The sequence below is a fragment of the Lentzea guizhouensis genome (genome assembly GCF_001701025.1).
GTDB lineage: Bacteria > Actinomycetota > Actinomycetes > Mycobacteriales > Pseudonocardiaceae > Lentzea > Lentzea guizhouensis.
The window spans coordinates 5,733,652-5,752,883 of the sequence record NZ_CP016793.1 but is presented as its reverse complement, the minus strand read 5'-3'; the positions used below and the strand labels follow the sequence as shown (position 1 = coordinate 5,752,883).

The 19,232-nt window shown below is 68.3% G+C and carries 21 protein-coding genes; 8 read left to right on the top strand and 13 right to left on the bottom strand.

Annotation, left to right across the window (positions count from 1 at the left end; all coding sequences use genetic code 11):
- Positions 1-15: 15 nt before the first annotated feature.
- From BBK82_RS28255 to BBK82_RS28245, 3 genes are all read left to right on the top strand, one after another.
- Entirely contained in the window at positions 16-852 is an 837-nt protein-coding gene (locus BBK82_RS28255; protein WP_083268197.1) for a DUF1996 domain-containing protein, read from the top strand.
- Complete coding sequence (locus BBK82_RS28250) at positions 849-1,244, top strand: hypothetical protein (protein ID WP_065917706.1); 396 nt, start codon at positions 849-851, stop codon at positions 1,242-1,244. The genes BBK82_RS28255 and BBK82_RS28250 overlap by 4 nt, the downstream gene beginning before the upstream one ends.
- A gap of 75 nt (positions 1,245-1,319) precedes the next feature.
- Positions 1,320-2,291, top strand: coding sequence for a LacI family DNA-binding transcriptional regulator (locus BBK82_RS28245; RefSeq protein WP_237047617.1), 972 nt, complete (start codon positions 1,320-1,322; stop codon positions 2,289-2,291).
- Positions 2,292-2,295: 4 nt separating this feature from the next.
- Here the strand turns inward: BBK82_RS28245 and BBK82_RS28240 are convergent, their stop codons facing one another.
- From BBK82_RS28240 to BBK82_RS28230, 3 genes are read right to left on the bottom strand one after another with little or no spacing between them, the layout of a single operon-like run.
- Positions 2,296-2,955, bottom strand: a complete 660-nt coding sequence (locus tag BBK82_RS28240) for a hypothetical protein (protein ID WP_065917704.1) — start codon at positions 2,953-2,955, stop codon at positions 2,296-2,298.
- Positions 2,952-3,827, bottom strand: coding sequence for an ATP-binding cassette domain-containing protein (locus BBK82_RS28235; RefSeq protein WP_065921412.1), 876 nt, complete (start codon positions 3,825-3,827; stop codon positions 2,952-2,954). Before BBK82_RS28235 ends, BBK82_RS28240 begins: the two co-directional genes overlap by 4 nt.
- Positions 3,827-4,192 (bottom strand): GntR family transcriptional regulator, encoded by a 366-nt coding sequence (locus BBK82_RS28230; RefSeq protein WP_065917703.1) that lies wholly within the window; start codon positions 4,190-4,192, stop codon positions 3,827-3,829. Before BBK82_RS28230 ends, BBK82_RS28235 begins: the two co-directional genes overlap by 1 nt.
- 64 nt (positions 4,193-4,256) lie before the next feature.
- On the opposite strand from BBK82_RS28230, the gene BBK82_RS56025 reads away from it, so the two are divergent.
- The gene (locus BBK82_RS56025) at positions 4,257-5,075 is read left to right on the top strand and encodes a DMT family protein (RefSeq protein ID WP_065917702.1); all 819 of its coding nucleotides are present in this window, start codon (positions 4,257-4,259) and stop codon (positions 5,073-5,075) included.
- Between the two features lie 20 nt (positions 5,076-5,095).
- Here the strand turns inward: BBK82_RS56025 and BBK82_RS28220 are convergent, their stop codons facing one another.
- The 9 genes from BBK82_RS28220 to BBK82_RS28180 form a co-directional block, all read right to left on the bottom strand.
- The gene (locus BBK82_RS28220; protein ID WP_065917701.1) at positions 5,096-5,290 is read right to left on the bottom strand and encodes an MbtH family protein; all 195 of its coding nucleotides are present in this window, start codon (positions 5,288-5,290) and stop codon (positions 5,096-5,098) included.
- A gap of 33 nt (positions 5,291-5,323) precedes the next feature.
- The gene (locus BBK82_RS28215) at positions 5,324-6,661 is read right to left on the bottom strand and encodes a lysine N(6)-hydroxylase/L-ornithine N(5)-oxygenase family protein (protein ID WP_237047616.1); all 1,338 of its coding nucleotides are present in this window, start codon (positions 6,659-6,661) and stop codon (positions 5,324-5,326) included.
- 1,086 nt (positions 6,662-7,747) lie between these two features.
- Positions 7,748-9,082, bottom strand: a complete 1,335-nt coding sequence (locus tag BBK82_RS28210; protein ID WP_065917700.1) for a GH1 family beta-glucosidase — start codon at positions 9,080-9,082, stop codon at positions 7,748-7,750.
- A complete protein-coding gene (locus tag BBK82_RS28205) occupies positions 9,075-10,031 on the bottom strand; it encodes an ABC transporter ATP-binding protein (protein ID WP_065917699.1) in 957 nt (318 codons plus the stop codon). The genes BBK82_RS28210 and BBK82_RS28205 overlap by 8 nt, the downstream gene beginning before the upstream one ends.
- Positions 10,028-10,846 carry an ABC transporter permease gene (locus BBK82_RS28200; RefSeq protein ID WP_083268196.1) on the bottom strand — a complete coding sequence of 273 codons (819 nt, stop codon included), beginning with the start codon at positions 10,844-10,846 and terminating at the stop codon, positions 10,028-10,030. Before BBK82_RS28200 ends, BBK82_RS28205 begins: the two co-directional genes overlap by 4 nt.
- A gap of 6 nt (positions 10,847-10,852) precedes the next feature.
- Positions 10,853-11,833, bottom strand: a complete 981-nt coding sequence (locus BBK82_RS28195; RefSeq protein WP_065917698.1) for an ABC transporter permease — start codon at positions 11,831-11,833, stop codon at positions 10,853-10,855.
- The gene (locus tag BBK82_RS28190) at positions 11,830-12,738 is read right to left on the bottom strand and encodes an ABC transporter ATP-binding protein (RefSeq protein WP_065917697.1); all 909 of its coding nucleotides are present in this window, start codon (positions 12,736-12,738) and stop codon (positions 11,830-11,832) included. The genes BBK82_RS28195 and BBK82_RS28190 overlap by 4 nt, the downstream gene beginning before the upstream one ends.
- A complete protein-coding gene (locus BBK82_RS28185) occupies positions 12,738-14,381 on the bottom strand; it encodes an ABC transporter substrate-binding protein (RefSeq protein ID WP_065917696.1) in 1,644 nt (547 codons plus the stop codon). The genes BBK82_RS28190 and BBK82_RS28185 overlap by 1 nt, the downstream gene beginning before the upstream one ends.
- 38 nt (positions 14,382-14,419) lie before the next feature.
- On the bottom strand, positions 14,420-15,484 hold the full coding sequence (locus BBK82_RS28180; protein ID WP_237047615.1) for a LacI family DNA-binding transcriptional regulator: 1,065 nt from the start codon (positions 15,482-15,484) through the stop codon (positions 14,420-14,422).
- A 186-nt stretch (positions 15,485-15,670) separates the two neighbouring features.
- Between BBK82_RS28180 and BBK82_RS28175 the strand changes: the two genes are divergently transcribed.
- The 3 genes from BBK82_RS28175 (at position 15,671) to BBK82_RS47850 (ending at position 17,273) form a co-directional block, all read left to right on the top strand.
- Positions 15,671-16,210: an MOSC domain-containing protein gene (locus BBK82_RS28175; RefSeq protein ID WP_065917695.1), complete on the top strand. Its 540-nt coding sequence runs from the start codon at positions 15,671-15,673 to the stop codon at positions 16,208-16,210.
- A gap of 66 nt (positions 16,211-16,276) precedes the next feature.
- Positions 16,277-17,122 (top strand): helix-turn-helix domain-containing protein, encoded by an 846-nt coding sequence (locus BBK82_RS28170; protein ID WP_065917694.1) that lies wholly within the window; start codon positions 16,277-16,279, stop codon positions 17,120-17,122.
- A complete protein-coding gene (locus tag BBK82_RS47850; protein WP_071812695.1) occupies positions 17,097-17,273 on the top strand; it encodes a DUF397 domain-containing protein in 177 nt (58 codons plus the stop codon). Before BBK82_RS28170 ends, BBK82_RS47850 begins: the two co-directional genes overlap by 26 nt.
- Here BBK82_RS47850 and BBK82_RS28165 read toward each other — a convergent pair.
- Positions 17,270-18,004 carry an alpha/beta fold hydrolase gene (locus BBK82_RS28165; protein WP_065917693.1) on the bottom strand — a complete coding sequence of 245 codons (735 nt, stop codon included), beginning with the start codon at positions 18,002-18,004 and terminating at the stop codon, positions 17,270-17,272. The genes BBK82_RS47850 and BBK82_RS28165 overlap by 4 nt on opposite strands.
- A gap of 274 nt (positions 18,005-18,278) precedes the next feature.
- Here BBK82_RS28165 and BBK82_RS28160 point away from each other — a divergent pair, with 274 nt between their 5' ends.
- The gene (locus BBK82_RS28160; protein WP_065917692.1) at positions 18,279-19,178 is read left to right on the top strand and encodes an anti-sigma factor RsbA family regulatory protein; all 900 of its coding nucleotides are present in this window, start codon (positions 18,279-18,281) and stop codon (positions 19,176-19,178) included.
- Positions 19,179-19,232: the final 54 nt, after the last annotated feature.

Sequence of the window (19,232 nt, the reverse complement as noted above, 5' to 3'; positions counted from 1 at the left end):
GAGAGGAATGCTTCAATGAAGAAGCCTCTGTTCCACCTTGCGACAATTCTCGCACTGGCTGCCGGAATGCTGAGCATTCCCGTTGCGGCGGAGGGAGCACCGGTTCGCGTGGCCGAGTTCCTCGCCGAGTGCCCGATCAGCCACCGGCTCCCCGACGACCCGATCGTGCTGCCGAACCTGCCGGGTGCGTCGCACTCGCACGACTTCTTCGGCAACCACTCCACCAACGCCCGCACCACCCAGCAGTCGCTGGAGGGCTCGACGGGCAACTGCAACCCGGCCGCGGACATCTCCTCGTACTGGGTACCGACCCTGTACCGGGACAACACCGCGATCGCCCCCACCGGCGTGACCTTCTACTACCTCGGTGAGGGCGTGAACAACCCGGCGGCGATCCAGCCGACGCCGTACGGGCTGAAGATCGTGGCGGGCAACGCGAAGGCCGCCGGTGACGCCGACAGCATCGCGCGGTGGTCGTGCCTGCACGCCGGGCACGTGAACCCGTCGAAGAACTTTGTGCAGTGCCCGGCGGGCACGATGCTGGAGACCTACCTGGACTTCCCGCAGTGCTGGGACGGCCGCAACCTCGACTCGTCCGACCACAAGTCGCACATGTCGTACCCGGTCGCGGGCGGCTGCCCGTCCTCGCACCCGGTTCCGGTGCCGAAGCTGCGGATGGTGCTGCGCTACCCGGTGAACGGCACCACGGCCGGCCTGCGGTTGTCCTCCGGCACGGGGCAGACGATGCACGCCGACTTCTTCAACGTGTGGCCGCGCGCCGAGATGGAGCGCCGCGTCCGCAACTGCATCAACGTGGTGATCAAGTGCGACCACAACGGCAACCACGGATGATCGTGTGCCTGCTGGCCGGCCTCCTCGCGGCCTGCCAGCAGGCACCCCCTCCCACCCCCGCTCCCCCGCCGACCTCGGTGGCGCAGGGCGGCTTCGGCCAGACCGAACGCGCGTTCGTGGACCTCTCGATCGCGACGAACGAGCAGGCGCTCAAGCTGCTGGAGAACGCGGGCCGGCCCGAGCTCGTCGCGAACCGGCACGCCGAACTGGAGCGGCTGCGGGCGTTGCTGGACTCGCCCTACGTGAACCTCCACGAGGGGCACGACATGCCGGGCATGCCGACCGACGCGGAGATCCAGCTGGCGGCGACCGACCTGCAGGCGCGTGACCAGTACGTGCGCGCGCATCTGACGGAGTCGCTGAAGGTCGTGAAGGTCGCCCGGGGACATTAAGCACCCGCCGACCGTCGAGGTGATCGACCTGATGGAACGCCACCGCACGGCGGAGCTGGCGGCCGGGTGAAGCGCGTGACGCTGGAGGAGGTGGCGCGCGTCGCCGGGGTGTCGCGCGCGACCGCGTCGAGGGTGGTGAACGGCGCCGGCACGGTCGACGAGGTGCTCCGGCACGCGGTCGAGAGAGCGATCTCCAGCACCGGCTACCTGCCGAACATCGCGGCGCGGTCGCTGGTGACGCGGCGGGCCGACGCGATCGGCCTGGTGCTGCCGGACGAGCACCGGATGCTCGGCGACCCGCACCTGGGCAGCGTGGTCAGCGGTGTCACCCGCGTGGTCCGGCCGCGCGGCATCCACCTGGTGCTGATGATGACCGGGCCGGGCACCCGCGAGCAGGCGCTCAGCGACCTGCGCTGCGGGCGGCTCGACGGCGTGATCCTCGTGCACACCGACCCGGCCGACCCGGTGCCCGGCCAGCTGATCAGGGCGGGGCTGCCGGTGGTGCTGGCCGGGCGGCCGTGGCAGCCCATGCCGATCACCTACGTCGACGTGAACCAGAGCGCGGGCGGCGCGCTGGCCGGTGAACGCCTGCTCTCCCTGGGGTGCCGGCGCATCGCGACGATCACCGGCCCGCAGGACATGCCGACCGGCAGGGACCGGCTGCGCGGGTTCCTCGACGTGGTGCCGGACGCGGTGGTCGTGCACGGCGACTTCACCCGGCAGGCCGGGATGGCCGCCGCGCACGAGCTGATCGCCCGCTGCCCGGACGTCGACGGCGTGTTCGCCGCGTCCGACCTGATGGCGACCGGCGCGATCCCGGTCCTGCACCGCAGCGGCCGCAAGGTGCCCGACGACGTGGCGGTGGTCGGGTTCGACGACAGCAGCGCGGCGCTGACGTGCGAACCGGAGCTGACGACGGTCCGGCAGCCGATCGCCGACATGGCCGAGGAGATGGCCCGTCAGCTGCTGCGCCAGATCGCCGACCGCACGGCACCGGTCACCTCGGTCGTGTTCGAACCCTCGCTCGTCGTGCGGTCGAGCGGGTGAGGGCTCACCCGCTCTTGGACCTGACCGGGATGGTCCTGGCGATCGCCCACGTCGCCCCGATCGCGAGCAGCCACGCGAGCGCCGACGCGACGTGCCAGCCGGCGCCGAGCAGGCTCATCTCGTTGCGCAGGAAGGGAAGTTCGCCGGAGCCCGGGATCCGCACCCTGGCGGCGACCGCGAAGGCGATGCCGAACGGCAGCGCGACGAGCCCCGCCGGCCCCGACGTGTCGAACGCCGCGGCGAGGAGCATGCCGACCGCGCACCAGACGAGGTACATCAGGAAGTAGGCGTGCGGCAGCCCGCGTTCCCCCGCACTCCAGTCCATCAGGGCGTAGACGCCACCCTCGACGAGGAACCCGAGCCACGCCACCGCCGCCATCGCGGCCGCGAAGACCACGCTGAACGCGGTGGCGGCCCCCAGCAGCTCCCGGCGCGTGCGGCCGTGCGCCACCGCGACCGGCAGCACGTTGTGGATCACGTAGACGCCGATGAAGAGCACGAACCAGGGCCCGACCTGGCCCGCGGCCACGGACCAGCCGCTGATCACGACGTCCCTGAACAACGACACGGCGAACGTGAGAGCGATGACGAACGCGAACACCCCGGCCGCGACCAGAGCGCTGAACCAGACGAGGGACGCGGTCAGATGACGGAAGATCTTCACCGCCTACCCCCGACCGGTTCGGTGAGGTGCACGAAGAGGTCCTGCAGCGCGATCGGCCCGAGCTCCAGCCCGAGCTGGCGCGCCCGGACGAGCTGCGCGTCGTCGAGCGTGCCGTAGACCATGGCGGCCTTGGTCCGCCCCAGCGTCTTCTCGCTCAGCACGCTGAGCCCGGCGGTGAACTCGTCGACGTCCGCGGCGTTCCCGGTGACCTCGGTGCCGCGCGAGCGCAGCACGTCGGCCTCCTCCTGCAGCACGAGCCGGCCGTGGTCGATGATCACGACCTCCTCCAGCAGCGAGGCCAGCTCCTCGATGAGGTGGGTGGAGATAAGGAACGTGCGCGGGTGCCGCATGAAGTCGTTGAGCAGGGCGTCGTAGAACGCGTACCGGGTCGGCGTGTCCATGCCGAGGTGGGACTCGTCGAGCATCGTCAGCGGCGAGCGGCTGGCGAGCCCGATGGTGACGCCGAGCGCGGACCGCTGGCCCAGCGACAGTTCGCCGACCTTGGTCTTGAGCGGCAGCTTGAAGAGCTCGACCAGCTCGTGCGCGTACGCGTCGTCCCACGTCTCGCGCCAGGCCTTGCCGTACTCCAGCGCGTGGGTGACCTTGTCGCCCTTGTCCGCCGCGTCGGTGGTGTGCCGGACGAGGCAGACGTTCTGCATGGCGCGCGCGTTCTCGAAGACCGGCACGCCGTCGAGCTGAACGCTGCCGACCGGCCTGCGGTACCCGGCGAGCGCCGACATCAGGCTGGTCTTGCCGGAGCCGTTGCGGCCCAGCAGTCCGTAGATCTTGTTGCCTTCCAAGGAGAAGGTCATGTCGTCGACGGCTGTCACGTCCCCGTAGCGGACCGTCAGCCCCTGGACGTCCACTCGCATCACGCTTCCCCCTTCTCGTGCTGCTCGATGCGGCGGATGACGTCGGCGAGCGGGATGCCGATGGCGCGCGCCTCCGCGACCATCGGATCGACCACCTCGCCGAAGAAGGTCTCCCTGCCCTGTGCCCGCAGCATGTCGCGAGCCTGCGTGCTCACGAACATCCCGATCCCCCTCTTCTTGTAGAGCACCTTCTCGTCCACGAGCTGCTGGAACGCCTTGGCCGCGGTGGCCGGGTTGATCCGGTAGTAGGAGGCGTACTGGTTGGTCGACATGACCTGCTCGTCCGCCTTCAACGCACCGCTGACCACGTCCGCCTTGATCCGGTCGGCGATCTGCCGGTAGATCGGGCTCCGGTCGTCGAACATGACTTACTTCCCTGGTTCGTTACTCATGTAATGAACCATAGCAGCACCGGAGTACCCTTGACACGTGGTCGGGGTCGCGATCCTGTGCGCGGTGCTCGCGGCCGGGTGCAGCGCACTCGGCGCGTTGTGGCAGCACGCCGGGGTGCGTGAGGTCGCCGACCTGCAGCTCCGCTCCGCCCACCGGCTGGTGCGGTCACGCCGGTGGGTGCTGGGTTTCTTCGTCCTGATGGCGTGCGCGGCGCTGCAGGTGACCGCGCTGGCGCTGGCGCCGGTGTCGGTGGTGGCACCGCTGAACGCGCTGGCGATCCCGATCATCGCCGTGGCGCGGGCCCGTCGGTTCACCGGCCTGCTCGCGGTCGCGGTGTGCGTGGCGACGGCGGGCATCGTGGCGTTCGTGTCGATCACGGCGGGCGCGGCGGTGCCGACCGAGATCTCCACCAAGGTGGTGCTGCAGGCCGGGCAGCTGGTGCTCGCGGGCGTGCTGGTGTGCACGGTGGTGGCGACGTTCCAGACGGGAGCGGTCCGCGCACTGGCACTGGCCGCCGGCGCCGGCATCGCCTACGGACTGGTCGCGGTGCTGGTCAGGGACGTGACGACGGCGTTACCCCTGGTCGAGTGGGTGCCGCTGCTCGGCCTGGCCGTGGCGTTCCTGGTGGGCGCGTGGTTCATCCAGCTCGGCTACGCGGCCGGCCCGCCGGACCTGGTGGTGGCCGGCCAGACGGTGATCAACCCGATCGTGGCGGCGTGGATCGGCATCAAGCTGGTCGGCGAGGGCGCCGGCATGAGCGGCTGGACGCAGACGGGCCTGGTGGCGAGCGCCATCGCCGCCGTCTCGGGCACCGTGGTCCTGGCGCACCACCACCGGGTCCGGGTGGAGGCCTGAGCTTCCACCCGTCGCCCGGGTCAGCGGATGGAGAGGGGCCTCATGTCGGTCCAGTTCTCCTCGACGTAGGCCAGGCACGCCTCGCGGCTCTCCTCGCCGAACACCGTGGTCCACCCGGCGGGCACCTCCGCGAACGCCGGCCACAGCGAGTGCTGCTGCTCTTCGTTGACCAGCACGAAGAACCGGCCCTGCGGGTCCTCGAACGGGTTGGTCATGACTTCGGTTCCTCTCGTCTGAGTTAGGCCACCCTAACTCACGTGCGCGGCCACCTTGGACACCGACTCCTGCACCGCCTGCGGCCTGCGCAGGATCGACTCCAAGATCTCCCCGACCCGCACCGCGGTGTTCGACAGCAACGACGACGTGATGCCGTGCGTGTGCTCCGTCCCGCCCTGCAGATAAATGCCGCCCTTGATGCTTTTGTCCGTGACCACCCGATAATCGCGCGTGACCTTCAACCGCCCGAGGTCGTCGCGCTCACAGCTGTCCGCCAGCTCCCCCAGCAGCGTGGCCGGATCAGCCGGCCGGTACCCGGTGGCATACACGATCACGTCCGCGTCAACCGGCAACTGCGACCCGTCGGCCAACGACTCGATCACGCACTTGCCGTTCGCGTTCACGTCCGTGAGCCGCGATGTGTTGTGCAACAACAACCGCTGCTTGTCCAGCACCTTCTCCCGGTACACCCGCCGGTAGAGCTCCTCGATGAGGTCCTGGTCGACAACACCGTAGTTGGTGTTCGCGTGGTAGCCCATGAGGCGTTTCTTCACGGCCTCCGGCGCCCGGTAGAAGTCGTCCACCGCCGCGGGGTCGAAGATCCGGTTGGCGAACGAGCTGTCGTCGGCCGGGCTGTACCCGTACCGCGCGAACACCCCGTGCACCTCGGCCTCGGGGAACCGGTCGTGGAAGAACGCCACCGCCTCCGCCGCACTCTGCCCGGCGCCGACCACGACGACGTGGCGCGGGTCCTTGAGCTTGCCGACGTTGTGGAGGAGGTCCTTGTTGTGCCAGATGCGGTCGCCGGTCTCGATGCCTTCGGGCAGGTTGGCCTGGAGGCCTGTGGCGAGGACGAGGTTGCGGCTCTTGATTCTGGTTTGGTTTGCCTGGTTCGTTTCGTTCGTTTGGCTTTTTTGTCCCGTTGGGCTCGTATGGCTTGTTTGGCCCGTATGGCCCGTTGGGCTCGTGGTGATCTCAAAGCCTTCGTCACTCGCCCGCACGCTCGTGACTTCGCTGCCGTACTCCACGTGGTGCCGCACGCGTTCCGCCGCCCACTCGAAGTAGTCGTGGAACTCCTTGCGCAGCGGGAAGAGGTTCTTGTGGTTGACGAAGTCGACCAACCTCCCCCGCTCCTTCAGGTAGCAGAGAAAGCTGAACCCACTGGTCGGGTTCCGCAACGTCACCAGATCTTTGAGGAACGACACCTGCATCGTCGCGTCCTCGAGCAACATCCCCCGATGCCACCCGAACCGCGCCTGCCGCTCGAAGAACCGCGCCCTCACCGGCCGCCCGTGCTCCTCGACCGCGATCGCGAGCGCGAGATTGGACGGCCCGAAGCCAATCCCGGCCAGGTCCAACACCGGTTCCATCGCGGTCCTTCCTCGGCACATCCGAAGCACGATCCGAAGCACGACCACCCGAAGCGTCGTAAAGTAACCCTAAACTAACTAAGGCATGCCTTAGCTAGTACATTCGGACGTGATCTACGCCGCCCAGCGGTCACGTCCGATCGGCGGTCGCGCACCACATGACCGCAGGCCAACACCGGTGCCGTCCCGGTCGCGCGCTGGTCCCGGCGTTGTTCCTCAGGCCCTCAACTGGCGGGCCTCGACCCCGGCTGGACCGCGCTTCGAGGCTTTCGCTCGCCCCTGTTGCCCAGCTTCTGCCTGTCGGCCGCCACTCGATCGGATGAACGCTGTCCTGATGTTCAGGCGTCGACGTCTGTTCTAGGTGTCACGGTCGCCTGGTCTCGTACGCCCGCCAAAAAAGGAAACGCGACCGGGGGGCGACTTAAAGATCACGAGCGGAGGTGGGCACGGGAGGACGGCACGACAGATGCCGGTGAGACGAGGAAGCCGCGGAGAGCTGAGGGAGCGACGGAGAGGAGGGAGGGAGATGGGTGGAAGCCGGGGAGATGGAAGCCGGGGAGGCGGAAGCCGGGGAGGTGGTTGTGGAGCCCGCGTGCGAGGCGATGGAGTGAGCTGCTGCGAGAAGGAAGGCCGCTCGGGACGCCGGAGCCGGGGAGAACGAGCCGCGCGGGTGAGCAGGCCGCGAGTGCGCCGGCCCGCGGGTGGACAGGCCGCGGGTAGACAGGCCGCGCATGTGGGACCCGCGGATGGGGTCGGCCGGCAGGTGCGCTGGCCCGCAGGCACACGGGTGGGCAGGCTCGCGGGTGCGCGGCCGCGGGTGCGCGGCCCGCGGTGCGCGGCTCGCGGGTGCGCGGGCTCGCGGTGCGCGGGCTCGCGGGTGCGCGGGCTCGCGGGGACGCGGGGACGCGGGGACGCGGGGACGCGGGGACGCGGGGTCAGCATGCGCGAGTTGGGTGTGCACGCCACGCCACGCCAATCACCCGCCAGCCAGGCCCAACGCCTGCCCGGAAATGGAACCGGCCCGGCCACCGCAGGTCCACGAACCCCCCACAACGACCGGGCCGAAGCCACAGGAGGACGAACCCCCTACCCTCGCGTCCGAGCGATCAGATCCCGGAACCACAGCGCGCTCTGCTTCAACGTCCGCTGCTGCGTCTCGTAGTCCACCCGCACGATCCCGAACCGCTTGTCATACCCATAAGCCCACTCGAAGTTGTCCATAAGCGACCACGCGAAGTACCCCCGCACGTCCGCCCCCGCCCGCACCGCCGCGGCCACCGCGCCGATGTGCGAGCGGAAGTAGTCGACGCGGTCCGCGTCCGCGACGAAGCCGTCGGCGTCGGCGACGTCGTCGAAAGCCGCGCCGTTCTCGGTGATCACCATCGGTACGCCGTAGTCCTCGTGCAGCCGCACGAGGAGTTGCGTGAAGCCCTCCGGCACGATCTCCCAGCCCATGTGCGTCACGGGCCGGCCGGTCGGGACCACCTCGGGGGCGGCCGGGTCGTCGGTCGCCTTGAAGACGTGTGAGGAGTAGTAGTTCACGCCGTAGACGTCCAGCGGCGTCGAGATGACCTCCAGGTCGCCGTCGTGGACCGGGAGCTCAGCGCCGCGGGCGGCGATGTCGGCCAGCACGTCCGACGGATAGCGGCCGTGCACCAGCGGGTCCATGTAGATCCGGGTGCCGAGGCCGTCGGCGCGGCGGGCGGCGTCCACGTCGCGTGGGTCGTCCGAGGCAGGGGTTGAGACGCCCATGTTCAGGGTGATGCCCAGGTCGGAGACGCCGCGTGAGCGCAGTTCGGCGGCGGCCAGGCCGTGGCCCAGCAGCAGGTGGTGCACCGCGCGCATGGCCTCGGCGAAGTTCGTGCGGCCGGGGGCGTGGCGGCCCACGTCGTAGCCGAGCATCGCGGAGCACCACGGTTCGTTCAAGGTGGTCCAGGTCGAGACGCGGTCGCCGAGGGCGTCGTGGACCAGGGCCGCGTACTCGGCGAAGCGGTAGGCCGTGTCGCGCGAAGGCCAGCCGCCAGAGTCCTCCAGCTCTTGGGGCAGGTCCCAGTGGTACAAGGTGAGCCAGGGGTGGACGCCGGCGGACAAGAGCTTGTCGACCAGCCGCGAGTAGAAGTCCATGCCACGAAGGTTCACCGGGCCGCGGCCGCCAGGCTGGACGCGCGGCCACGACACCGAGAAGCGGTACTTGTCGACGCCCAGCGAAGCGATCAGGGCAACGTCGGAAGGCATGCGGTGGTAGTGGTCGCAGGCCACGTCGCCGGTTTCGCCGCCGACGACAGCACCGGGGCGACGGCAGTAAGTGTCCCAAATGGACAGAGTACGGCCGTCCTCGTCATGCGCGCCCTCGATCTGGTACGCCGACGTCGCCACGCCCCAGTAGAAGTCAGAGGGCAGATCAAAAGCTTCCTCAGACACGCACGTCCTCCAACCAGCACGCCACCCGGCGACGCTCCTCGATCGGCTCCAACCGCGGCATCTCCGACCCGCACACGTCCATAGCAGAAGGACACCGCGGGTGGAACGGACATCCAGAAGGCATCGAACGAAGATCCGGCGGCGACCCCGGAATCCCGCGCAGCTCCCGACGCGGCCCGCGCAGCGCCGGGAACGAGCCCAGCAGACCGTGCGAGTAAGGATGCCGGGCAGAGCGGTAGATCGACGAAGCCGGCGCCTCCTCCACCACCCGCCCGCCGTACATGATCGCGATCCGGTCGGAGAACTCGACCAGCAGCGAGATGTCGTGCGTGATGAAGATGATCGAGAAGCCCAGCGTCTCCCGCAACCTCATCATCTGCCCGAGGATCTGCCGCTGCACCACCACGTCCAGCGCGGTCGTCGGCTCGTCCATGATCACGATCTCGGGTTCCAGCGCAAGAGCCATCGCGATCATCACACGCTGCCGCATCCCGCCGGACAACTGGTGCGGAAAAGCGCCCAGCCGGTCGACGGGGATCCCCACGAGCGACAGGAGCTCCCGAGCACGAGACGAACGCGCCGAACGATCCATACCAGGCCGGTGCGCGCGCAGCACGTCATCGATCTGCGCAGCGACCGAGATCACCGGGTTCAGCGCGTTCATCGCGCCCTGGAACACGATCGCGATCTCGCTCCACCGCAACACCTGCAGCTGCCGGTCAGTCAACGACAGCAGGTCGTGCCCCTTGAACAGCACCGAACCCGACGGCACCCGTCCAGGAGCCTGCAGCAGCCGGGTCGCCGCATAGGCCAAAGTGGACTTGCCGGATCCCGACTCGCCGGCGAGCCCGAGCACCTCACCGGCGTTCAACGTCAACGAGACATCGTGCACCGCCCGCAACGAACCGTAGTCGACCGACAGGTCGCGGATCTCCAGGACCGGGCTCATGCGCGCACCTTCCGCAGCCGGGGATTCGCGTACTCGTCGATCCCGAAGTTGATCAGCGCCAGCGCCGTGCCCAGCAACGCGATGCACAGGCCGGCGGGGACGAACCACCACCACGCGCCCAGGCCGAGCGCCTGGTTCGACTGCGCCCAGAACAGGATCGTGCCCCAGTTCCAGGTCGACAGGGAGATCACGCCGACGAACGACAGCGTGATCTGCAGCATCACGGCGAAGATCACGGTGCCGACGAAGCCCGTGGCGATCACCGCCGTCAGGTTGGGCAGGATCTCGAACACGATGATCCGCCACGTGCGCTCACCGGACGCCCGCGCGGCCTCCACGAAGTCCCGGCGCCGCAACGACATCGTCTGCGCCCGCAACACACGGGCACCCCACGCCCAGGCGGTCAACGAGATCACCGCCGCGATCAGCACGGTGTCCGCCGACGGCAGCATCGACGCCACGATGATGATCAGCGGCAGCGCCGGGATCACCAGGAAGATGTTGGACAGCATCGACAACGCCTCGTCGGCCGCGCCACCGAGGAACCCGGCGGTCACACCGACCACGATGGACAGCAGGGTCGCGAGCACACCGCAGACCAGGCCGACGATCATCACGCCGCGCGTGCCCACGAGCACCTGCGAGAAGATGTCCTGCCCGGTCATCGTCGTGCCGAACCAGTGCGACGGGGAAGGCGGCGACAGCAGGTCGTTGCCCATCTCCGACGGGTCGTACGGCGCGATCCACTCCCCCACCACGGCGATCACCGCGAAGAAGGCGAGAATCCCCAAGCCCAGCTTAGTCTTGAAGTTCACGAGGAATCAGCCCTCCCGCCGTGTGCGCGGATCCAGCAGCAGGTACCCGATGTCCGCGAGCAGGTTCGCCACCAGCACCGCCAGCGTGATCACCAGGAACACGCCCTGCATCAACGGGTAGTCCTTCGCACCGATCCCCTGGAACAGCACGTATCCCAGGCCGGGGTAGGAGAACACCATCTCGACCAGCAGAGCGCCACCGACGATGAACCCCAGCGACAGCGCGAAACCCGAGATCGACGGCAGGATCGCGTTGCGCGCCGCGTAGGCGAACATGATCCGCCGCGGCGCCAGGCCCTTCGCCCGCGCGACCAGCACGTAGTCCTCGGCCGACACGGTCACCATCATGTTGCGCATGCCCAGGATCCACCCGGCCACCGACGACACCACGATCGTGATCCCCGGCAGCACGGCGTGTTCCAGCACGCTGCCGATGAACTCCCACGACCACTCCGGCACCATGCCCGCCGCGTAACCGCCGGAGGCCGGCAGCAGCGGGAACGTCACCGAGAACACCGAGATCGCGATCAGCCCGAGCCAGAAGTACGGGATCGACGACAGGAACGTCGTCACCGGGATCAGCGAGTCCATCCACGACCCGCGCTTCCAGCCCGCGTACACACCGGCCAGCGTGCCCAGCAGGAACGCGATCACCGTCGTGACCCCGACCAGCCCGAGCGTCCACGGCAGCGACTGCGACAGGATCTCCGACACCGGCGTCGGGAAGAACGTGAACGACAGCCCGAGGTCACCGCGCAGCAGCGCACCCCAGTAGTCGACGTACTGCGCCCACAGCGACTTCTTCTCGTCCAGCCCGAACAGGATGTACAACGACGCCATCGCGTCGCTGTTCAGCCGGCCGCCGAGCTTCGTGATCATCGCCTGCACCGGGTCACCGGGCAGGAACCGCGGCAGCAGGAAGTTCACCGTGATCGCCGCCCACAGCGTGATCAGGTAGAACGCCGCACGGCGCAACAGGAACGTCATGCCACCGCCTCCACGTACAACCAGCACGCCGCCCAGTGCCCGTGCGAGTCGACGTCCACCCGCGGCGGCGCGTCGGTCCAGCACCGGGCCTGCACCTTCGGGCAGCGCGCGGCGAACTGGCACCCCGCGGACACCTCGGCGACATCTTCGGAAGGCGCGTCCAGCGCCACCACGGCCCGGTCCGGGTCGGGTGCCGACTCGATCAGCAGCTGCGTGTACGGGTGCGCCGGCCGCTGCGTGACGGTCTCGCTGTCACCGCCCTCGACGATCTGCCCGCCGTACATCACGAACGTCTCGTCGGCGAAGTACCGCGCCGAGGCGATGTCGTGCGTGATGTACAGGATGGCCAGCCGAAGCCGTTCCTTCAAATCCAGCAACAGGTTCAGCACGCCGAGCCGGATCGAGACGTCCAACATGGACACCGGCTCGTCCGCGAGCAGCACCTCGGGGTTGGCGGCCAGCGCCCGCGCGATCGCGACGCGCTGGCGCTGGCCACCCGAGAGCTCGTGCGGGTAGCGGGAGAGGAAGTCGGCGGGCAGGTGCACCCGCTCCATCAGCTCCTCCGGCGTCTCCGGCCGCTTGTGGATCTTCAGCGGCCGGGTCAGGTGGTAGCGGATGGTGTGGACCGGGTTGAGCGACGCGAACGGGTCCTGGAACACCATCTGCACCGAACGCCGGTACTCGCCGACCCGCCGGACCTTCCTGCCGTCCAGCAGGATCTCGCCGGACGTGGGTTCCACGAGCCGCGCCAGCAGCTTGGCCACCGTCGACTTGCCCGAACCCGACTCACCGACCAGGGCGGTCACGCGCCCGCGGCGCAGGACGAAGGAGACGTCCTGCACCGCGCGCACGCGCTTGTAGGTCTTGACCAGACCCTTTGCTTCCAGCGCGACTTCTGGTCCCATCAGGCGGCCGGCTTCAACTTCATGACGATCTGCAGGGCGTTGGGCAGCGTGGCCTGCGGCGGACCGTACGGGTCCTCCTCGGACGGCCAGCCGATCCAGCTCTTCGTGCTGTACTCCGCACCGATCGGGCTGGCCGAGGTCGGGATCATCGGCACCTGCTCCACCATGATCTTCTGCACCACGCCCAACGCCTTGGCGCGCGCCGCGTCGTCGGTCGCGTTCGCGTACTCGGCCAGCGCGGCCGTGGCCTCCGGGTTGTTGTAGCGGCCGAAGTTCACCGCCGCGGTCTGCCCCATCGGCTTGAGCTCGGCGCCATCCATGATGTTCTGGTACATCTCGTACGGCGTCGCACCGGTGTTCGTCCACCGCAGCGAGCCCTGGAACTGGCCGTTCGCGAAGTCGGCGGTCCAGGCGTCCGCGGTCTGCGTGCGCACGGTCGCCTCGATGCCGATCTTCTTCAGGTCGCTCTTGATGATGTCGAGCACGGTCAGGTAGTCCGACCAGCCGGACGGGTTGGTCAGCTCGATCGTGACCGGCTTGCCACCGGGCGCCTTCAGCACGCCGCCGTCCAGCGTGAACCCAGCGCCGGTCAGCTTCTGCTTGGCCTTCTCGACGTCCACGGACATCCGCAGGTCCTTGTACTCCGGCGCGAGGAACGAGTCACCGGCGGGCAACGGCATGCCGGTGGGCGACTCCAGCTTCGGGAACAGGCGCGCCTCACCGCGGACGAAGATCGCCTCGCGGTCGATCACGTCGCTCATCGCCGAGCGCAGCGCCGCGTTGTCGAACGGTGCGACCGTCTGGTTCAGCCACAGGCCGTGGATGCCGAGGCCGGCCGGGAACCAGATCTTGTGGTTCTTCGGGTCCTTGTCGATGTACAGCTTTTGGTAGTCCGGGATGAAGACGTACGACCACTGGCTCGCACCCGACGCCAGAGCGGTCGTCTGCGCGGTGTTGTCGTTGTACGAGGTGTACTGGATCTCCGGAACCTTGGGCAGTTCCTGCCAGTACTCGGTGCGCCGCTCGATGGTGACGGTCTGCGAGGTGAACGACTTCAGCTTGTACGGACCGGTGCCCACCGGGTCGGGGTTGGTGTAGGTCGTCGGGTCGGCGACCGTGCTCCAGATGTGCTGCGGCACGACCATCGCGCTGATGACCTTGTTGCGGGTCACGAACTGCGGCGAGGCGAACGTGACCTCGACCTTGCCGTCCGGCGTCGCCGTCGCGGTCTCGACCTTGAGCGAGTCGCGGTTGTTGAGCGCCGGGAACTTCTTCAGGATCTCGAACGAGAAAGCGACGTCAGCGGCCGTGAAAGGCTTGCCGTCAGACCACTTCACGCCTTCCTTGAGCGTGAAGGTGACCTTCTTGTAGTTGTCGGTCCAGTCCCACTTGGTCGCGAGCCACGGCACGGGCTCCTGCGCCGGGCGCGTGTTGTTCACGAACGCCAGCGGCTCGTAGATCTGGTAGCGGTAGCCGAGCGACCCCGCCGCCGACGTGGGCAGGAACGGGTTGTGGTTCTCGGTCAGCGGCCCGTTGGGCATGCCCACCGTCAGTACTCCGGACGCCTTGGTGGTGCTGCCACCTGACGAACACCCGGCCGCCGCGAGCGCCAGTGCTAGCGCGACGATGACTGTTCTGCGCATGGGGACTCTCCCGATACGAGTGATGTGAGAGCGCTCTCTCACAGGCAGGCCGAAGACACCGGCCGCGTGCGGTGACCGGTGGTTTCGGTATTCGGATTTGTGTTCGCGTGCTTCTTTAAGGCGCGGATTCGCGCACGATCAACGAAGTCGGCAGCACCAGCGGGTGGTCGGGCATCGGCTGTCCTTCGAGCGTGGAGAGCAGCATCCGCGCCGCCCATCTCCTGGCCGGGCTGGCGGATCGTCGTCAGCCTGGGTTCGGTGTGACCTGCCACCGGGACGTCGTCGAAGCCGACCACGGCCACGTCGTCCGGCACCGTCCTGCCCGCCTCGCGCAACGCCCGCAGCACGCCGACCGCCGAGAGGTCGTTGTGCGCGAAGATCGCGTCGAACGGGATGCCGCTCGCGATGAGCTTGTCGACGGCGACCTCGCCGCCCTCGGTGGTGAAGTCGCCGTCGACGATGAGGTCCGGGTGCAGCGTCAGGCCCGCTTCCGCCAAAGCGAGCCGGAACCCGTCCAGCCTCGCCTGAGTGCACCCGAAGTGCGGGGGTCCGGTGACGACGGCGAACCTGCGGCGGCCGGCCGCGACGAGATGCCGTGCGACATCCGCGCCTCCCTGCCGGTTCGTCGTCGTCACCGAGGGGAACTCCGGGTGCGAGCCGCGGTCGTCGATCATGACGACCGGCAGGCCCGCCCGGTAGAGCGTGGAGATGTAGTGCAGGGTGTCCGGGGGCTCGACCACGAGCAGGCCGTCGAAGGCGTTGGCGGACACGTGGTTCGCGAACTGGTTCAGCGACTCCGGCCCGCGGTTGATCGTGTAGAGCAGCAGCCCGTAGCCGTCGGCCTCGAGGGTGTCGACGATGCCCTGCAGCACCTCGCCCATCCACGGCCAGGTCAGCGACGGCGCGAGCATGCCGACGGTGCGGGTGCGGCCCCGCGCCAGTCCGACCGCTCGAGCGCTGGGCACGTAGCCGATCTCGTCGATGACCTTGCGGACGCGCTGCGCGGTGCTGGCGTCGACGTCGGGTTTGCCGTTCAGCACACGTGACACGGTCGCCTTGGACACCTGGGCGCGTTGGGCGACCTCAGCGATCGTGACACGCATGCCGAACTTCCTTCCGCCGCCTCTGGAACCGGTTCCGTAACCGGTTCCGACGAGGTGTGACGGAGTCAACAGCCTCACGTGAGGATTAGTCAATAGTTCGGCCGGAAGTTGGTGGGAGCGCTTCCATGCGCTCTGTGATCACCGCAGGTGGCACGCTGTGTTTCCGGTCGTGCACAATCAGGTTTCATGGGCGTGGTCACGGCGGTCAGCCGCAGCGAGGAGTACACGTTCACCAAGCCCGTCCGCGAGAGCATCACGCTCCTCGCCGGGCTCGGTGTGGAAGGCGACGTGCACCAGGGCGTCACGGTCAAGCACCGGTCGCGCGTCGCGCAGGACCCGACCCAGCCGAACCTGCGCCAGGTGCACCTGATGCACGAGGAGCTGTTCGACGAGCTGCGCGGCAAGGGGTACGAGATCGAGCCGGGCGCGATCGGCGAGAACGTCACCACCCGCGGGATCGACCTGCTCGGCCTGCCGACCGGGACGCTGCTGCACCTCGGCGAGGAGGCGGTCGTCGAGGTGACCGGCTTGCGCAACCCGTGCGTGCAGATCGACAGGTTCTCCACGGGCATGCTCAAGGAGGTCGTGGGCAAGGGTCCCGACGGGGAGCTGGTGCGGCGCGCGGGGATCATGTCCGTGGTGCTGGTCGGTGGCGTGGTGCGCCCCGGTGACGAGATTCGGGTCGAGCTGCCGGCCGAGCCGCACCGGCCGCTGGAGAAGGTCTGACCAGGTACGTTTTCACCCGAACGAGCCCGTACCTTGTTTTGAAATCAACGCTTAGCGTCCTTGAACGTGACCGCGTTCTATTCCACGGCGTACAGCCGAGACCTCGGAGACGAACTACGCCTCATCCGTGAGGCGTCCACGTCGTTGCACGGCCGCGCCATGGCGGCGCGGCTCGGCTGGGACCCGAGCAAGGTGTCCAACCTGGAGCACGGCAAGGCGCACGCGAGCGAGATCGACATCGTCCAGTTCCTCAGCACGTGCGGCAAGGACATCGACTTCATCGAGGCGTTCCGGCAGCGTTATCGGCACGCGTTCGACCCGTACTTCGCGCAGATGCCCGAGAACCTGCGCACGCTCGCGATGACCGAGTCGCTGGCCACGAAGATCACCAGCTACGACCTCATCACTCCACCCGGCCTGCTGCAGACCAAGAAGTACGCACGGGAGTTGCTCACCGAGGGCGAGGCGCCGGAAGACGTCGAGAGGTTCGTCGAGGCGCGCGCCGAACGGCAGACGATTCTGCGCCGCATCACGCCTCCCCAATGCGTGTTCTACGTGCACGAGATCGCCCTGCAAGCGCAGTTGGGCAGCGCGCAGGACATGGAGGACCAGTACCTGCGGCTCATGTTCAACACGCACATGCTCCGGCTGGTCCCCGCCGACGTCATGATCTCCAAGCTGGGGCCGGGCTGCGTGCTGTACGAGTTCGAGAAGGCTGCTCCGATCGTGTACAGCGAGACCAACTCCGTCCAGGTCTTCGCGCAGGACACGGCCGCAGTCAAACGGAGCAGGCGGCTGTTCGAGCGACTGTCGGCCGTTGCCTTGGATGAGCAACAATCGAAGAGCAAGCTGATGGAGTACGTCAGTGCACTTCGAGAGGAACCTCATGACTCAGGAACGGACCTGGCGTAAGAGCTCTCGCAGCGGTACCAACGGCGCGGGCAACTGCGTGGAGGTGTCGCTCGCCCACGACGCGCTGGTGCGGGACTCGAAGAACGCGGGCGGCGACGTGCTGGCGTTCTCCACGACCGCGTGGCGTTCGCTGGTCGGCTGGATCGCTTAGTCGTCACCGAAGTGGCCGTCGAGGATCACCGAGATCGTCCTCGGTGCCTCGACGACGGCCAGGTGTGCCGCGTCGCCGACGATGTAGAGGTCGGAGTCCGGCAGGTCCTCCGCGATGTGCCTGGCGGACTCCGGCGGTGTCGCCGGGTCCTGGGCGGCGGCGATCACGACGGTCGGCGCGTCGATCTTGGTGAGCTCGGGCCGCAGGTCCATGTCCCTGATCGCCTGGGCGCAGGCGAGGTAGGACGGCACGTCGACGTCGAGCAGCTGCGTGCGGAAGCTTTCGACGACGGCCGGCGGGCACGTGGGCGTGAACCAGCGCGCGAGGAGCGAGTCGGCGATCGACTGCATGCCTGCTGAGCGGATGGCGCTCATCCGCTCATCCCAGGCGGACTTGTCGGCGTACCGGGCAGAGGTGCAGATGAGCGCCAACCGGTCGATCCGGTCGGTGTTGGCGGCGAGCCAGATGCCGAGCATGCCGCCGAGCGACAGGCCGCAGTAGTGCACGTGGCGGAGGTCAAGGTGGTCCAGCAGCTCGACCACATCGGACGCCAATGATTCGATGGTGGCGTGCTCGACGGGTGCGCTGCCGCCGTGACCGGGGTGGTCGAAGCGCAGGAGGCGGAACGGGAGTGCGAGCTCGTTCCACAGCGCGGTGGTGGTGCCGAGGGCGTTGCCGAGGACGAGCACCGGTGCGTCCTCGGGCCCACTCAGCGTGAAGTGCGGTAACACAGCCTCACCTCCCTCTTCGCGGGATGATGCGCCGACCCGTGGACCGGCCGCAACTCCGCTCCACATGGGACGTTCCACCGGCTGGACCCGGTCACCCGCGTGCCGGGAGTTGCCCGTCGGCCGGTGATCGAAACGGGAGGCACCGGCGCGTCTCAACCGGCGGCACCGACTCGTCCGGCCGCCACGGGAAACCACCGTCCTGGCCCCCGTCGAAACGGTGTTACGAGTAGCAGAATGGAACGTTGACCACGCCACCGACGCCCCCAGGTTGCCGATGAACCCCGCTGCTCCGTTCGCTCACGAGGCCTTGTTCTACCTGGACGAGGAGGACTTCCTCGCCAGCACCGCGACGTTCGTGGTGGACGGCCTGGAACGGGGCGAACCGGTGCTGGTCGCCGTACCGGAGCCGAGCATCGTGCTCCTCCGCGAGCGGCTGGGCGACCGAGCGGACCAGGTGCACTTCATCGACATGACCGAGGCGGGCCGCAACCCCGGCCGGATCATCCCCGGTGTGCTGATGGCGTTCAGCGCCTCCACGCCGCAGAGCCGGGTGCGGATGGTCGGTGAACCGATCTGGCCCGGTCGCAGCGACCTCGAATATCCGGCGTGCATCCAGCACGAGGCGTTGGTGAACACGGCGTTCGAGGGGCGGCACGGCATGATTTTGTGCCCGTACAACGCCAGTCTGCTGCCGGAGCACGTGCTGGACGACGCGCGCAGGACGCATCCGGTGGTGATCGACCGCGCCGGCCGCGCCGTCTCCGAGTCCTACGTCGAGCCGGCCGCGCTGGCCGACAGGTACAACGTCGAGTTGCCTCCGCCGCCCGCGAACGCCGAGGAGCACGCGTTCTCCGTCGCGAGCTTGGCGCACATGCGCAAGGTCGTGTCCGCGTTCGCGCATTCGTTGCGGCGTGAACAAGTCGAGGACCTCGTGCTGGCCGTGAACGAGCTCGCGACGAACAGCATCCTGCACGCGTCCGGCCGCGGTGTGCTGCGGATGTGGCGTGAGGGTGACACGGTGGTGTGTGAGGTGAGCGACTCCGGAACCGGTCTGCCGCCGTCGTTCACGGGCTTGTCCGGGTTCGGGATCGTGATGGTGAACCTGTTGTGTGACCTGGTTCGCACCCACACGAGTCACAACGGCACCACCGTTCGGGTGTACTTGAGCCGGTAGCGAGTCGCCGCCATCTCATCGCAATGCGCTCGACACGGGAACCTGTTTTCCTGG

What these genes read in the sequence shown, in the direction of transcription:
- BBK82_RS28255 (WP_083268197.1), top strand. Translation starts at nt 16, where the DNA reads ATGAAGAAGCCTCTGTTCCACCTTGCGACAATTCTCGCACTGGCTGCC.
- BBK82_RS28250 (WP_065917706.1), top strand. Translation starts at nt 849, where the DNA reads ATGATCGTGTGCCTGCTGGCCGGCCTCCTCGCGGCCTGCCAGCAGGCA.
- BBK82_RS28235 (WP_065921412.1), bottom strand. Translation starts at nt 3,827, where the DNA reads ATGCGAGTGGACGTCCAGGGGCTGACGGTCCGCTACGGGGACGTGACA.
- BBK82_RS28230 (WP_065917703.1), bottom strand. Translation starts at nt 4,192, where the DNA reads ATGTTCGACGACCGGAGCCCGATCTACCGGCAGATCGCCGACCGGATC.
- BBK82_RS28220 (WP_065917701.1), bottom strand. Translation starts at nt 5,290, where the DNA reads ATGACCAACCCGTTCGAGGACCCGCAGGGCCGGTTCTTCGTGCTGGTC.
- BBK82_RS28215 (WP_237047616.1), bottom strand. Translation starts at nt 6,661, where the DNA reads ATGGAACCGGTGTTGGACCTGGCCGGGATTGGCTTCGGGCCGTCCAAT.
- BBK82_RS28205 (WP_065917699.1), bottom strand. Translation starts at nt 10,031, where the DNA reads ATGAGCCCGGTCCTGGAGATCCGCGACCTGTCGGTCGACTACGGTTCG.
- BBK82_RS28195 (WP_065917698.1), bottom strand. Translation starts at nt 11,833, where the DNA reads ATGACGTTCCTGTTGCGCCGTGCGGCGTTCTACCTGATCACGCTGTGG.
- BBK82_RS28190 (WP_065917697.1), bottom strand. Translation starts at nt 12,738, where the DNA reads ATGGGACCAGAAGTCGCGCTGGAAGCAAAGGGTCTGGTCAAGACCTAC.
- BBK82_RS28185 (WP_065917696.1), bottom strand. Translation starts at nt 14,381, where the DNA reads ATGCGCAGAACAGTCATCGTCGCGCTAGCACTGGCGCTCGCGGCGGCC.
- BBK82_RS28180 (WP_237047615.1), bottom strand. Translation starts at nt 15,484, where the DNA reads ATGCGTGTCACGATCGCTGAGGTCGCCCAACGCGCCCAGGTGTCCAAG.
- BBK82_RS28175 (WP_065917695.1), top strand. Translation starts at nt 15,671, where the DNA reads ATGGGCGTGGTCACGGCGGTCAGCCGCAGCGAGGAGTACACGTTCACC.
- BBK82_RS47850 (WP_071812695.1), top strand. Translation starts at nt 17,097, where the DNA reads ATGACTCAGGAACGGACCTGGCGTAAGAGCTCTCGCAGCGGTACCAAC.
- BBK82_RS28160 (WP_065917692.1), top strand. Translation starts at nt 18,279, where the DNA reads ATGAACCCCGCTGCTCCGTTCGCTCACGAGGCCTTGTTCTACCTGGAC.